Raw genomic sequence first — 15,865 nt, 5'->3', positions numbered from 1 at the left:
GATCGCCCGTTTCCGCTAGGGAACCCGGGTTTTGTCTTCAAATCATGACGTTTACAGGCCAAATCCGGATGAAACACCAGGTTAGCGATCGCCCTACCGGCCTTTGTTGATAAAATTCAGTGATTGACAAATTCTCCCAGATCATAGAGAATCCTTTCTTGAAGGGGAAAGGCATTCTAGCCCCTTCCCTAGACTACATTCAGGTTAAGATAAACTACCCCAAAAAAGTGTTTCAGGGGGAACACCGTGAACAGAAAAGAATCGGAAAAATTGGAAGGATTTTCTCCGATCGCATCAAATTGGAAACTCTAGCCCCGCGTCTCCAAGTGTAACCCAGTTGATTGCCATTTTCCTAATGTTTATTGGGCTTAGAGGTGGCTATGAATGAGAAACTAATCTTAGTGGTTGATGATGAAATTACCGTTCGAGAAGTGGTGCAAATTTGCTTAGAAGACCTCGGGGGATGGCGGGTTTTATTAGCGCCCTCCGCTCAAGACGGGTTAAAGCTGGCGGCCACGGAGCAACCGGATGCGATCATTCTGGATATTTCTATGCCGGGAATGGATGGCTTTGCTTTTCTCGATCGCCTCAAAAGAAACCCCCAGTCCGAGTCAATTCCCGTCATTTTATTGACTGCCAAAGCCCTTTGGTTTACCCAGCATCAGCTAAATCAGTTAAAAGTCGCCGGTGCTATTTCTAAACCCTTCAATTCCCTGACCCTATCCCAGACCATTGCCACCTTACTAGGCTGGGAATAACCGGCGCAAGGATATGTTCTTCCCCTGAGTTCCTCGGGGGGTCTTTATCAGTTCTTTATATTCTCTGGATACGCTCGTGAGGTATTCATAACCCCCCTATAATGATTCCCTCCGTTAGAGAATCGGGACCGGCTAAAACGCCCCGGTTCTGACCCCATCTTGACCCACTTCAGAGGGTCATTTCTCTACAAACAGGACCTCCAGCGTTTTGTAGGAGCTCGTTTGCTCGTTAGGGGAAATCCCCTTGTCTAACTTCGGGTATTCACGAAGGAACGCTCGGGTTTATAATTAAAATAGCTATATTACCTTTTGTCTCTCTGAGGAGACCCAATGTAACTTATGACCGATTGGAAATTATACGTTTAAAATCTTCCTCTGTCAAGAACAAGATATCCAGCCCAATCGGTGCTGATTTCTAAGCCAATTCCGTTGCTAACTAATCACTCAATTCAGGGAAGCAGTTGCCGACATCGTTATACCCCATGCCCTCGGGGACATAATAATAGCGACAACTGCGATCGCCCCACCTAGAAACAGGAAGCTTTATTTTCCTGGAGAGGTGCGGAATTTATCCTTGGGGACCGTTGTCTGATTTTCCACCGGGTTTCTATCCTCTCGATTCATCCGGTTACCTGAATGAATGGGGGGAGAGTTCCCCTAAAACTTGTGCAGGCTGACTCAGGACAGGAGTGAGGCTTTTCATCGGCAGATCACCCGTCGGTGGGGTAGGACATGAAACGCACCTTCATGTATCTACTTCAGTAGATGGGTCAGTCCTGTTTCAGAAAAAGGCTTCACGGTGGATTGAAATCAAACGCCCCTAACTCCGAGTTAATCCTCGGGGGAGGAAACAGATTAGCTTAGTGCGATCGCCCAAATCGCTGTTTCAGTACAGTATTTAGATTTCCTACTCCAGAAACGGGGTTTAACCCTCGCCCTCTCTTAAGTCAGAATAGACCTCTTGCTTTCATTCCAGGTTTGATCGCCCTCCCGTCCCCCTTTTTTCAAGACGACGGCAGGGGGATCAAAGGGGGGGAAACCGGGGATCAATCCGAGATTTTTTAGGAAGTTTAAGGACTGGGGAAGGGGTCAAGAAACCCTCGGGTCTTCCCCCTACTGTACTGCGACCCTCCAAGCGATCGCCGGTGGAATTTGCCCAGAACTCAATCAACGTTTTTTGCTGGAAATAGAGGTCTAATGATTACCCTTTCGGATATTTCTTTAACCCAAAAACTTTACGAAAGTAGTAATTCTGAAGTCTATCGGGGCTATTTTCAAGCTTCGGGACAAGCAGTCATTGTGAAAATGCTCAAGAAAGCCTATTCCTCTCCCGAACGCTTGGGGTGGTTTTGGCGCGAATATGAAGTGACGCGATCGCTCAATTTATCTGGAATTCCGCGAGTCTATGGGTTCAGCAATGAGGGGACCAGTCCCTTTTTCCTCCTCGAAGATTTTGGGGCTGAATCCTTAAGCCGATTAAAAATTGCCGGAAAACTCGAACTGCGAGAGTTTTTAAACTTAGCCATTGCCATCACCGAGATTCTCTCACAAATTCACCAACAAAATATCATTCACAAAGACATTAACCCCAGTAACATTGTCTTAAATCCCGAGACGGGAACCGTAAAAATTATTGATTTTGGGATTTCAGCCGTGTTATCCCATGAAAATCCGACTTTTCAAAATGCCAACCGTCTCGAAGGCACTTTATCCTATATGTCCCCGGAACAAACCGGGCGGATGAATCGCTGCATTGACTATCGGACGGATTTCTATTCCCTCGGGGTAACCTTTTACAATCTCTTAAGCGGAACCTTACCCTTTCAGAGTCAGGACCCGATGGAATGGGTCCATAGTCATATTGCCAAACCCCCGATCGCGCTGCAAACTGTTCAACCCCAAATTCCAGAGACCCTGTGTAACTTAGTTGCCAAATTAATGGCTAAAAATGCCGAAGAACGCTATCAATCAGGATGGGGATTGAAGGCAGATTTAGAAGAATGTTTGCGCCAGCTTCAGACCGCAAACACTATCAAACCCTTGAATTTGGGACAGCAAGACCGTTCGGACCGCTTTCAATTACCCCAACAGTTGTATGGACGCGAGGCTCAAATTCAGACCTTATTAACGGCATTTGATCGCACCGCTGAGGGAAATCTGGACCTGATTTTTGTAGCAGGATATGCCGGGGTGGGTAAATCCGCTTTAGTCCGAGAAGTCCATAAACCGATCGCCGCTAAACGGGGTAACTTTATTGCCGGAAAATTTGACCAATACCAAAGAAATATTCCTTATTTAGGGCTAGGACAAGCCTTTAATGAATTTTGTAATTTTATCTTAGGGGAACCCGAGGCAGTTTTTCATGAATGGCGTAGTCGCATTGTAGCCGCCCTCGGTAATAGTGGGCAGGTTTTAATTGAGTTGATTCCGAATTTAGAAAAGATTATCGGCCCTCAACCTCCCGTAGCAGATTTGGGGGGACAAGAAGCCCAAAATCGTCTCCATTGGGTGGTTCAAAACTTTTTAAAAGCCCTGTGCGATCGCGAACATCCCCTGGTCATTTTTCTCGATGACCTCCAGTGGTCGGATCTGGCATCCTTAACCCTGTTGGAGGCCATTTTAAGCGATCGCGAGTTGGAATTTTTGTTAGTGATTGGGGCCTATCGGGATAACGAAGTAGATGGGACCCATCCCTTGATGATGACAAAGGCACATCTGGAAACCGAATTCCCCAACTTAATCACGATTACCCTGGACAATCTGACGGCTTCTGATGTGGCAGACTTAATGGCCGCTACCCTGCATTCCCCTCACGCCTTGGTGCAACCTTTAGCCAATTTAGTCTATTCAAAAACCGCAGGTAATGCCTTTTTTACCCTGGAATTTTTGAATTCCCTCTATCAGGAAGGGTTAATTTATTTAAGTAGCGATCGCCAAAATTGGGACTGGAATTTGGCGGAAATTGAAGCCCGCGAGATTACCGATAATGTCGTCATTTTAATGGCGAGTCAACTGGTCAAATTTAGCCCTGAAACCCAAATCCTTTTACAGCTTGCCGCTTGCATTGGCAGTCCCTTTGATTTAGAGACTTTAAGCCAGATTGCGCGCGCTCAACCTGAAGAAGTATTTACCCAGTTATTTCCCGCCCTCCAAAGTGGATTCGTGATTCCCTTAAGTGAAAATTATAAACTATTGCGGTTACTGCCCGAAATTGACACCGGAAAAATTAAGTTTAAATTTTTGCATGACCGAGTTCAACAAGCTGCCTACGCTTTAATTCCCGAAGCCCAACGACCGGAAAAACACTTAGAAATTGGTCGCTTGCTTCGGGATAGCACCCCTTCCGCAACCCAATCCCCCCAGGACCCCTCCACTTGGCTGGCCGAAACGCTATTTATTAGGGTTAATCACCTCAACCAAGGAAGTAGGTTGATGACAGAAACACCGGAGAAACTCGACCTGGCTTACCTTAATTTATGGGCGGGTAGAAAAGCCAAATTAGCCAGTGCTTATAGTCTGGCAGCGCAGTATTTCAACGCCGGTTTGAGTCTCTTACCCTCCCAGAGTTGGCAGACCCATTATGACCTCACCCTCCAGCTTCATCTGGAAGCCGTAGAAGCGGAATATTTAATGACCCATTATCCTGAAGTAGAAGCCCTAGCAGCAGTGGTGCTCAACCAGGGCCGAACCCTCCTAGAACGGGTCAAGGTTTATCAGATTCTGATTCAATTGTATAGTGCCATCAACCAGCTTCAAAAAGCGGTTGATACCAGTTTAATGGTTTTGGAAATGTTGGGGGTTTCCCTGGCTGAATTAGCCCCGATCCAGTGGGATATTACCGAATTATCCCATCTTCCTTTGATGGAGGAACCGGATAAAATAGCCGCCATGCAGATTTTAATGAGCGTTTGGGGGACGGCGATTATTGTCACTCCAGAATGGGTGCCGAGAATGGCCTTAACGATGGTCAAACTCTCCTTGGAATATGGAAAATCGCCCTTAGCTGCTTTTGCTTATGCCTATTATGGATTTAATCTTTGTGGTGCAGGGGAAATAGAACGAGGGTATCAGTTAGGGCAATTAGCGTTAGAATTGTTAGAGGAGTTTGAAAGTGCAGAAAGTCGCTGTAAAGTCCATCATATTTTTAATGGATTTATCCGACATTGGAAAGAACCCCTCCCGGAGGCGATCGCCGGTTTAAGGGCCACGGTACGTCTGGGGTTGGAAACGGGAGATTTAGAATATACCTGTTATGCCACCATGCAATATAGTTGTTATTCCTTGCTGAGTGGGGAACCCTTAGAGAAAGTTATCAAAAAGCATCAAGACTCTTTGCAAGTTATTGAAAAAAATCAGCAGGATATTCAACGGTACTATACTAAAATTTGGTTGCAGTTGGCGTTAAATCTGCGGGGAAATGCCCTCGAAGTGGGGCAGTTAAATGGGGAAGCGTTTGATCAGACCCAAGACCTGCTCATTTTAAGCCAAAATAATAGCGATACTTCTTTATTTTGCTTCCATCTGGCCCAAGGAATACTCAGTTATTATTTAACAGAGGGGCAAAAAGCGGTGGAGAGTCTGACGATCGCCGCCCATTATGAAGCCGCGATCGCCTCCTTGATGCCCTTGGGTCAACTGCCCTTTTATGATTCCCTCGCTCGATTAGCATTATATCCCTCTCTGGAAGAGTCAGAGCAACAGGACGTCCTTCAACGAGTCGAAATCCATCAAAATCGCCTGCAAAACTGGACACACTCTGGACCGATGACCTATCAACATAAATATGATTTAGTCGCCGCAGAAAAGGCCCGGGTTCTCGGTCAAAATTGGCAAGCAGCAGAATTATATGAGCGCGCTATTGTGGGGGCTAGGGAGCATCATTTTCTCCAGGAAGTAGCCTTGGCTTATGAGTTAGCCGGTGAGTTTTATCATCACCAGGGAATGATCCAAATTGCTGAACTTTACATCACGCAGGCTTATGTCCTGTATCAACAATGGCAAGCTGGGGCAAAACTCCAACAATTAAGCGCAAAATATCACCAGTGGTTAGACAAACCCGACAAGCAAAAGGGGGTGCAAAATCTGACTGAAACTCAGTCAAATACCATTAATTCAACCAGCAGTAAACCCGAAGTGGTGTTGGATTTAGGGAGTGTTTTAAAATCCTCCGCAGCCCTAACGCGGGAGATAGAAATCGAAAAGCTGCTAGGGGCATTAATGAAAATTCTGATTGAAAATGCCGGGGCACAAATCGGCTATTTAATTGGAGAAGAAAACGGGGAATGGATGATTCAAGCGGCTATTGATGAAAATCAGGTGACGACTCAACCGCGAATCCCGTTGAATGCGGTCGTAGATGGCACCGGGGATCAGGACCTCCTATCAGGGGCGATCGTCCGCTATGTGATTCGGACTCGGGAGACCGTGGCCCTGAACAATGCTACATCTGAGGGGCCATTTCGAGGCGATCGCTATATTCGCGCCCAGCAGCCGAAATCCATCCTCTGTATGCCCATTTTGGACCGGACTAAACTCAGTGGGATTATCTATTTAGAGAATAATCTCATTTCGGGAGCCTTTCCTAGCGATCGCCTAGAAGTTTTAAAATTTTTATCCGTCCAGGCGGCCATCTCTTTAGAAAATGCCAAACTTTATACCTCCCTGCGCCAAAGTGAAAGCAAATTCAACCAATTTTTAGAAGCCCTCCCTATTGGTATTTCCGCTTTAGATCCTACGGGAAAATATCATTATATGAATCAGGCGGGACAAGATTTGCTCGGTCCCATTGCCCCGCAACTTTCCCTAGAACAAGTCTCCAGCTTATATCAAATTTATCAAGCCGGGACTAATTGCCTGTATCCCCAAGCCCAACTCCCGGGCATCCTGGCGCTGCAAGGGGAAGCGGTGATGGCCGAAGATTTAGAAATTGAACGGGCAGGGCAGAGGATTCCGCTACAGGTGTATTCCACCCCGATTTTTGATGAAAGCGGGCAGGTTATTTATGCGATTAATGCCTTTACGGATATCAGCGATCGCAAACAAGCTGAAAAACTCAGAACCGACTACAACCACACCTTAGAAGTGCAAGTTGCGGAACGAACTGAAGCCTTACGCGAAAGCGAAGAACGGTTTAAAAAATCCTTTGAAAGTGCCGCCGTGGGAATGTGTTTAGTCGCTCCCGATGGGCAGTTAGTAGATGTCAATCCCGCTGTTTGTCAGATGTTAGGCTATTCCAAATCGGAACTATTAGCCCGCACCATTCAAGATATTACCTATGTCGAGGACCTAGAAAGTGACTTGAGTCACCTAGAGGAACTGATCCAAGGGGAAATTTCCTATTACCATCTGGAAAAACGCTACCAGCATAAAAATGGCAAAATCATCTGGGGATTGTTGAGCGTTTCCCTGGTGCGGGACAGTGATAACCAGCCCCTTTATGCCATCAAGCAAATTCAAAATATTACCCTAAGAAAACAACTGGAACTCAACCTCCAGGAAAAAACGGAAGAAATCGATCGCTTCTTTACGATGTCTTTGGATTTACTCTGCATTGGGGACATTGATGGCTACTACCGCAGGGCGAGTTTGGGTTGGGAAAGAACCCTGGGATACACCATTGCTGAACTAGAAGGGAGACAGTTTAAAATTTATGACTTGGTTCATCCCGATGATTTTGATCGGACAGTGAACGCGATGGGAGACTTAATTGATGGCCGAGAGGTTATCAATGTCATTAATCGCTATCGCCATAAAAATGGTTCATATCGGTGGTTAGAATGGCGTTCTATGCCCATCGGTGAGCTGATTTATGCCACCGCCCGAGATATCACCGAATCCCGAGAAGGGCAAGAGAAACTTCGCCACAGTGAAGCCAATTTAGCCAAAGCCCAGGAGATTGCCCATATCGGCAGTTGGGAATTTGATGCGGTGAATCAAAGCACCCTATGGTCTGAAGAACTCTATCGGATTTATGGATTAGAACCGACTCCAACCCCACCCGCCCTGGAACTGATTCACCCCCGGATTCATCCCGAGACTCCCTGGTTAGAACAGCGGGAGATTCAAGACAAATTGAGGGCCGGTGAACCCTGGGAACTAAAGCAGCAGATTCAGCGCCCGAGTGGGGAATTTCGGGAAATAGAAGTGCGGGGGGAACCCGTTTTTGATGGAGAAGGCAGATTGGTAAAGTGGGTCGGCACGGTCCATGATATTACCGATCGCCAACAGATTGAAGCCAAACTGCGCCAGAGTGAGGCGGCATTGCGAGAAGCGCAACGGATCGCCCATATTGGCAGTTGGGAACTGGACCTGAACCGGGAACAACTCACCGCATCGGAGGAATGGTTTCAGATGTTTGGGGTCAATCCAGCGGCCCCCGAATCGGCCTATCCGGCGCATTTTAATACGATTCATCCCGAGGATCGCGTGCAACTGCAAGAGAATCTGAATCGGGCCATAGTTGAGGGCCGGTCCTATAAAATGGACCTGCGGATTATCGAGGGCGATCGCATTTGCCGCTACTTAGAAGCGCGCGGGGAAGCGGTTCGAGACGACCGGGGAAGGGTAATCTATCTGCGGGGAACGGTCCTCGATATTACGGAACCCAAGCGCACCGTCCTGGCCCTGAGTGAAAGTGAAGAACGATTCCGCACCGCCTTTGACTATGCCGGGATTGGCATGGCGATCGTCGGACTCGATGGCCGATGGTTGAAAGTGAATCGCGCTGTGTGCGACATTATCGGCTATTCCCATGATGAACTGTTAACCCTGGACTTTCAAACCATTACCCATCCCGAAGATTTAGATCTGGACTTGAACTATGCCACCCAACTGATGCGGGGTGAAATCACGTCTTATCAATTAGAAAAACGTTACATTCACAAACAGGGGCATTCTATCTGGGTCCTGCTCACAGGTTCATTGGTGCGCACGGCGGAAGGGGACCCATTACATTTTATCGCCCAAATCCAGGATGTGAGCCTTCAGAAGCAGGCAGAACAAATCCTGCGATCGCAGATGCAGCGAGAGCAAGTCTTGCGGCAATTTGTACAAAGTATTCGCAATTCTTTGGAGTTGACGACCATTTCATTTAGTGCCGCCCATGAAAGCGGACGGCTATTAGGGGCGGATATGGTGAAAATTCTGCAATATTTCCCCGAAGAAGGGTTGTGGCGCAATGTGGCGGAATATCGTCCCTTTGATACCCTGGAAAGTACCCTGGACCTGGATATTCCCGATGTCGGCAACCCCATTACTGAGGAAATTAAACGCTTGCAACCCGTGATTTTATCCGGTTGGATACCCCATGCGGATGATCCCCGGGTGGAGTTGATCGGCACTTTTGCGGGGCACTGGTTGATGTTGCCCTTACAAATGGGGACGGGGGTCTGGGGAGCCTTATGTTTGGCGCGGAATTTAAGGGAATCGCCCTGGGATAGTTCGGAGATGGAATTGCTCCTCGCCATTGCCAATCAACTGGCGATCGCCATCAACCAAGCGGAACTCTATCAACAGGTGGAAAAAGCCCGAGAAGCGGCGGATGCGGCCAATCAAGCTAAAAGTGCCTTCCTGGCGAATATGAGTCATGAATTGCGATCGCCCCTTAATGCCATTCTCGGGTTTGCCCAATTGCTCCTCTCCAATCCCTCGTTATCCCAGGATGCCAAAGAAAATGTCGCGATTATTCATCGCAGTGGAGAGCATTTGCTCACGTTAATTAATGATATTTTGGATTTGGCAAAAATTGAGGCCGGAAGGACGACCCTTTCCCCCACTAATTTTAAGGTTTCTGACCTCCTAGAAGATTTACAATCTATGTTTAGGCTCAAAGCTTATAGCAAAGGATTGGAGTTCGTTGTAGAACAGTCCCCGGAGGTCCCGATATATATCCGCACCGATGAGATTAAATTGCGGCAAGTCCTGATTAATCTGATTGGGAATGCGATTAAATTTACTCACAGAGGCCGGATCTCAGTCACCCTGCGGGGGGTATCTTGGGACGGTTCCTCCAGTGTCTCCGATCCGGATTCCCGGGAACCTCAACCCTTGAATCTGCGGTGCGAAGTGTCGGATACGGGACCTGGGATCGCCCCGGACGAACTCACCCATCTGTTTCAAGCCTTTGTGCAAACGAGTACGGGACTGGAAGCCCGCGAGGGAACGGGCTTAGGATTGTCCATTTCTCGCAAGTTTGTGGAGTTGATGGGGGGATCGATTCAGGTGCGATCGCAGCTTGGGGAAGGGAGTACCTTTAGCTTTGAAATCCCCGTGACAGTAGCAGCGGAGATGGAGCCTAAACCGACAGTCCCGCAACGCCGCGCCGTGGCCCTAGAACCGAACCAAACCCAATACCGAATTTTAATCGCCGACGATCGCCCGGATAATCGCACTTTTGTGATTAAATGCCTCAAACCTTTGGGATTTGACCTCCTAGAGAGTAGCAATGGTCAAGAAGCGGTTAAGCTTTGGGAAGAATGGGAACCGCATTTAATTTTTATGGATTTAAGAATGCCGGTCATGGATGGCTATGAGGCTACTCAACAGATTAAAAGGTCGATCAAAGGTCAAGGAACGGCGATCGTGGCTTTAACCGCCAGTTATATTGAGCAAGAAAGTGCCGTTGGGCTTTCTTATGGATTTGATGGATTTATCCGCAAACCGTTTCGGGATACAGAACTGTTTGACTGTTTGTCTCAACAGTTAGGGGTCCGCTTTCTCTATGAAGACCCCGCCGTATCCTTGGTGCAAACCGTCCCGGTTGCCCCGGTCCCTCTAACCGAAAGCGATTGGCGTGATATTCCCCGGGACTGGTTAAAGTCCTTTGACCTAGCGACGAAATCCTGTGATGTAGAATTAATGGACACCCTGTTGGATGACATTCGCGATCGCCATGAATCCTTTGCCAATACCTTAACGAACTGGACCCAAAATTTTGAGTTTGAGCAAATCTTAACCTTGATCAAATCGGTCCTAGAGTGACCCGAAAGACCGAAGGCAAAGGAGTCTTAAACCCCCAGAAGGAGTTAGGGAAGCAGTGGATTGAAGATGGCCTACTCTAGCTGATTCCGTTCACACAGAAGAGACAGAGCCGATTCAGGATATCTGCGATCGCCCTAAATTCCTACCAGAATTCTCCAACTGCCTAGACCCGGGATTTCGAGTTTCCACCCATTTTCCATCTTGATTGTATCGGCGAGGTATTCACGAATGAAAACAGAGGGAGAGCGGTCTTATAAAGGTGAAGTCCTGGTTGTTGATGACACGGTGGCTAACTTAAAACTGTTAGTGGATTTACTGTCGGGTCATGGATATAAAGTCCGCGCTGCACCCAATGGCGTATTAGCACTTCAGGCCGTGGATGTCAACACTCCCGACATCATTTTACTCGACATCATGATGCCGGACATCAATGGATATGAAGTGTGTAAAAAGCTTAAATCCCAAGAGGAAACCCGCCATATTCCGATTATTTTTATCAGCGCTTTATATGAACCGTTTGATAAAGTTAGAGGATTCGCCGTGGGCGGATCCGATTATATTACCAAACCGTTTCAGGAAGCCGAAGTTTTAGTCCGAGTTGAGCATCAAGTTAAACTGCAACAATTAGAGAAGGAATTAAGAGAGCGAAACTTTCAACTCAGTTGGGAAATTCAGCAACGGAATGCGGCGGAACGGGAAAAAGATCGATTAATTCTTTCATTACAAAAAAGTCAAAGGTCATTAGCCACCGCCCAACGAGTAGCCGGAGTCGGTAACTGGGAATTAAACTGGTTGACCCGGCATTTAATCCTGTCTGATGAAATGTTTGGGGTTTTGGGGATTAAATATCAAGTTAAACCCAGCTATAACGAAATATTAAAAACCATTCATCCCCAGGACCGGAGCCAGGTTTCTAAAACGTTAAAGCAGGCGATCATCACAGGAAGTTCCTATCAAATGGAGGTGCGAATCCAGCGAACTGACGGAGAAATTCGCTATGTAGAGGCGAAAGGAGAAGTGATTCTCGACCTTAATGGCAAACCGAGTCAACTCTTTGGCACTGTTTTAGATATTACCACTCGCAAACAGGTCAAAATTCAGTTACAAAACCAATTAGTGCGGAGCGAACTCCTCCGAGGCATCACCGAAAAAATTCGCTCGGAATTACAACTCGAAAAACTGCTGGATACTGCCGCCCAAGAAATTAGAGATGCCTTTGGGGTCAGTTGCACTGAAATTCATACCTACTTAGAAACCCGAACTCCCCCTTTGCAAGTGGCTGCTTTTGCCGTAGCTGAGGAGTATCAATGGAACTCGGAGTTGGAACTGCCCCTGGATCAAACTCTCTACACCGAAAAATTTTTACAAAGCGATCGCGCTGTCGCTATTAATGACCTAGAAACCGATCCTTTATTTCAGCCTCTTTTGGCGGGATATCCTCAGTTTGAGGTCAAATCCATGCTGTTAGTGCGAACCTCCTATAAAGGAAACCCGAATGGGGCGTTAGTCTTGCATCAGTGCGATCGCCCCCGGGACTGGAGTAGCGGAGACATTGAACTAATTGAAACCATTGCGGCTCAAGTGGGCATTGCGATCGCTCAAGCCAATTTTCTGAAACGGGAAAAACAAGCCCGGGCCAAACTCAACCAACAAAACCAGCAACTTCAACAAGAAATTAACGCCCGAATTTTAACAGAAACTGCCCTAAAAAGCAGCGAAAGCAAATATCGCAACTTGGTTGAAACCTCCCAAGACTTAATTTGGACTCTCGATACCCAAGGAAAAATTACCTTTGTGAATGCGGCAGTTCGAGACATTTATGGCTATACTCCGGCAGAGGTGATCGGGCGACCCTTTATGGATTTGATTCATCGGAGTCGCTGGAGTCAGGACCAGGAATTTTTCCGCCAAATTCTCCTGGAAAAACAAAACATTTCTCAATATGAAACGATTCATGTTACTCAATCGGGAATGCCGATTTACATGATGCTCAATGCGATTCCCTTACGGGATGAAGCCGATTTTATCATTGGGATTACAGGCACCGCCAGCAATATTACCCAGCTTAAACAAACCCAAGCCAAACTGATTGAAACTAACCGCCTGCAACGCGCCATTCTCAACAGTGCCGATCATACAATCATTGCCACAGACCCCCAAGGCACAATTCTCACCTTCAATGCGGCGGCGGAACGATTACTCGGTTATAAGGCTCAAGAAGTCACCACTCAAGCCAATGTTGTGATCCTCCACACCTGGGAGGAACTTCAGGAACGTGCTAACAGCTTAACCACGGAACTCGGCTATCCCATAGCGCCCGGATTTGATGCGATCGTTGCCAAAGCCCGTCAGGGGGTCCCGGATATCCGCGAATGGACCTACCTGCGCAAGGATCGTTCTCGCTTCCCGGTGTGGCTTTCCATCACCGCCTTAGAAGATGCGATGGGTCAGATTACTGGATTTCTAGGCATTGGCAGCGATATCAGCGATCGCAAACAAGCCGAAGAAGCCCTCAAACAAGCGGCGATCGCCGCACAAATGGCTAACCATGCCAAAAGTGAATTTCTCGCCAATATGAGCCATGAATTGAGAACCCCACTCAATGCGATCCTCGGCTTTGCGCAGGTGATGGCTGGAGACCCTTCCCTCCAACCGGAACACCAACAACAAATAGAAATTATCAATCGTGCGGGTTCTCACTTACTGGAACTAATTAATGACATTTTAGAAATGTCTAAAATTGAAGCGGGGAGAACAACGTTAAAAACCGAACCCTTTGATCTCGGGCAGATGCTGCGCGATTTAGAAGATATGTTGCGGTTTAAAGCCCATGAAAAAAATTTGCTATTGCTCACCGAAATTGATCCAGATGTTCCCCTGTACGTCCGCGCCGATCAAGCCAAATTGCGGCAAGTATTAATTAACATTTTGGGGAACGCCATTAAATTTACCCAAACGGGTTCTATCACCTTGCGCGTTCATCGCAGCAGTGGAGAGTTTGAATCGGTGAATCAGGGGAATTCCGGTGCTTGCTTTCTCCAGTTTGAAGTCGAAGATACCGGCGCAGGAATTGCACTGGAAGACATGAACCTCATTTTTGAAAGTTTTGGGCAAACAGAAACAGGACGCAAATCCGGCCAAGGAACGGGATTAGGGTTACCCATTAGTCGTCAATTTGTACGCATGATGGGGGGTGATATTCAAGTGAGTAGCGTGGTAGGAGTTGGCAGTAACTTTATCTTTGAAATTCAGATCGAACAGGTGAGTCCTAGTGATGTTCCCCAGACTCAATCTAAGGGTTCAGTGATTGCCTTAGCCCCGAATCAATCGAGTAAACGTATCCTCGTTGTGGATGATATGTTAGAAAGTCGGTTGTTGCTGGTCAAACTCCTGGGTAATATCGGATTTGAAGTGTGTGAAGCTGAAAATGGACAAGAGGCGATCGCGCAATGGTTAGAGTGGCAGCCTGATTTAATTTTAATGGATATCCGAATGCCCGTCATGGATGGCTATGAAGCCACCAAACAAATTAAAGCCACCGCCGGAAGTCAGAAACCCGCTATTTTAGCCCTTACCGCCAGCGTCTTTGAAGAGGACCGATCGGCGGTATTTGCAGCAGGATGTGATGACTTTCTACGCAAACCTTTAGAAAAAGAGGAACTGTTAGAAAAAATCGGATACCATTTGAATGCAGGCTATATTTATACCACCGATATTCCAGCCTCGCAACGGTTAAAACAACCGACTGAAGCTGATGATATCTCACCGGCTCAACTCAAATCTTATTTAGACCAAATGCCAACGCAATGGCTAGAGCAAATTTATGACGCCGCTGCTCAATGCAGCGATGACATGATTTTAGAATTAATCGAAGAAATGCCTCCCGAGTTTGAGCCTCTCGGTCAGGCATTAAGCAAGTTAGCCGAAAATTTTCAATTCCATCAAATTATGCATTTAACCTACTCGGAGGAGTTATGATTCCCTTTTCAGAAGATATTAATAAGCCGGTTATTTTAATTGTGGATGATCAACCCGATAATTTACGAGTTCTGTCCTCCATGCTCCTGAATAAAGGATATAACATCCGCAAAGCGTTAAATGGAAAAATGGCATTAGACACCTGTCAAAAAGTGGTCCCGGATTTGATTTTATTAGATATCATGATGCCGGATTTAAACGGGTATGAAGTCTGCGAATCCCTCCAGGCAGACCCCCTCACCTGCAAAGTTCCGGTAATTTTCCTCAGTGCACTGGATGATATTACCGCCAAAGTCAAAGCCTTTCGTGCCGGTGGGGCCGACTACATTACCAAGCCCTTTCAAACCGAAGAAGTCCTGGCGCGCATCCATAAACAACTCACTATCGAGCGTCTGCAACACCAACTCATCCAAAAAAATAAAGAGTTACAAACCCTGAATGAGGAATTACAAAGATCCAATGCTGAATTAGAGCAATTTGCCGGGGTGGCTTCCCATGATTTGCAATCTCCCTTACAATTAATTATGGGCTATGCCGATATGTTATTATGGAAATATGATAGCTTACTCGATGAAAAAGGAGAGCATTATCTGAGTGAAATTTCTAAAGCCACTCAGCGGATGAATCAACTCATTCAGGATTTACTTTCTTATTCCCGGGTCCGAGTCGGTAAAGCAGAACTACAACTCATTGATTGCGAAGTCATCTTAGGCGAAGCCTTAGCCAATTTACAAGAAGATATCAACGGCAGTGGCGCTTGTATCACCCACGAACCCCTCCCCATCGTCCTTGGCGATCGCACCCAACTGATCCAGCTTTTTCAAAATATCCTCAGTAATGCCATTAAGTTTCGCCGTCCCCAAGAGATTCCGCAAATTAATATTTCTCTCACCCTTAAACCTAATAATTTTGCTGAATTTAAAATTCAAGATAATGGCATTGGCATCGCCGAAGAAGATTATCCCCTAGTGTTTGAAATATTCAAACGTATTCATGCTTATAATAAATATCCCGGTACCGGCATTGGGATGAGTCTGTGCAAAAAAATTGTAGAAGGACATGGGGGACGCATTTGGCTAGACTCGCACCTCAATACCGGCACTACTTTTTTCTTTACCCTCACCCTCCCCAGTCTCGCTTAACCCTAAAAC

The 15,865-nt window shown here is 46.8% G+C and carries 4 protein-coding genes; all 4 read left to right on the top strand.

What is annotated here, in order from left to right; genetic code table 11:
* Positions 1–380: 380 nt before the first annotated feature.
* The 4 genes from NG796_RS10545 to NG796_RS10530 all read left to right on the top strand — a co-directional run bounded on the left by NG796_RS10545 (position 381) and on the right by NG796_RS10530 (position 15,856).
* Positions 381–758, top strand: a complete 378-nt coding sequence (locus tag NG796_RS10545; protein WP_261206543.1) for a response regulator — start codon at positions 381–383, stop codon at positions 756–758.
* Positions 759–1,955: 1,197 nt separating this feature from the next.
* Positions 1,956–10,736: a PAS domain S-box protein gene (locus NG796_RS10540; RefSeq protein WP_261206542.1), complete on the top strand. Its 8,781-nt coding sequence runs from the start codon at positions 1,956–1,958 to the stop codon at positions 10,734–10,736.
* Positions 10,737–10,964: 228 nt separating this feature from the next.
* A complete protein-coding gene (locus NG796_RS10535; protein ID WP_261206541.1) occupies positions 10,965–14,714 on the top strand; it encodes a PAS domain S-box protein in 3,750 nt (1,249 codons plus the stop codon).
* Positions 14,711–15,856: a response regulator gene (locus tag NG796_RS10530; protein WP_261206539.1), complete on the top strand. Its 1,146-nt coding sequence runs from the start codon at positions 14,711–14,713 to the stop codon at positions 15,854–15,856. Before NG796_RS10535 ends, NG796_RS10530 begins: the two co-directional genes overlap by 4 nt.
* The last annotated feature ends 9 nt before the right edge of the window (positions 15,857–15,865 follow it).

It is taken from the genome of Laspinema sp. D2d, assembly GCF_025370755.1.
Lineage (GTDB): Bacteria > Cyanobacteriota > Cyanobacteriia > Cyanobacteriales > Laspinemataceae > Laspinema.
The sequence above is the reverse complement of the archived record's forward strand: the minus strand, read 5'-3'. Positions and strand labels throughout refer to the sequence as shown.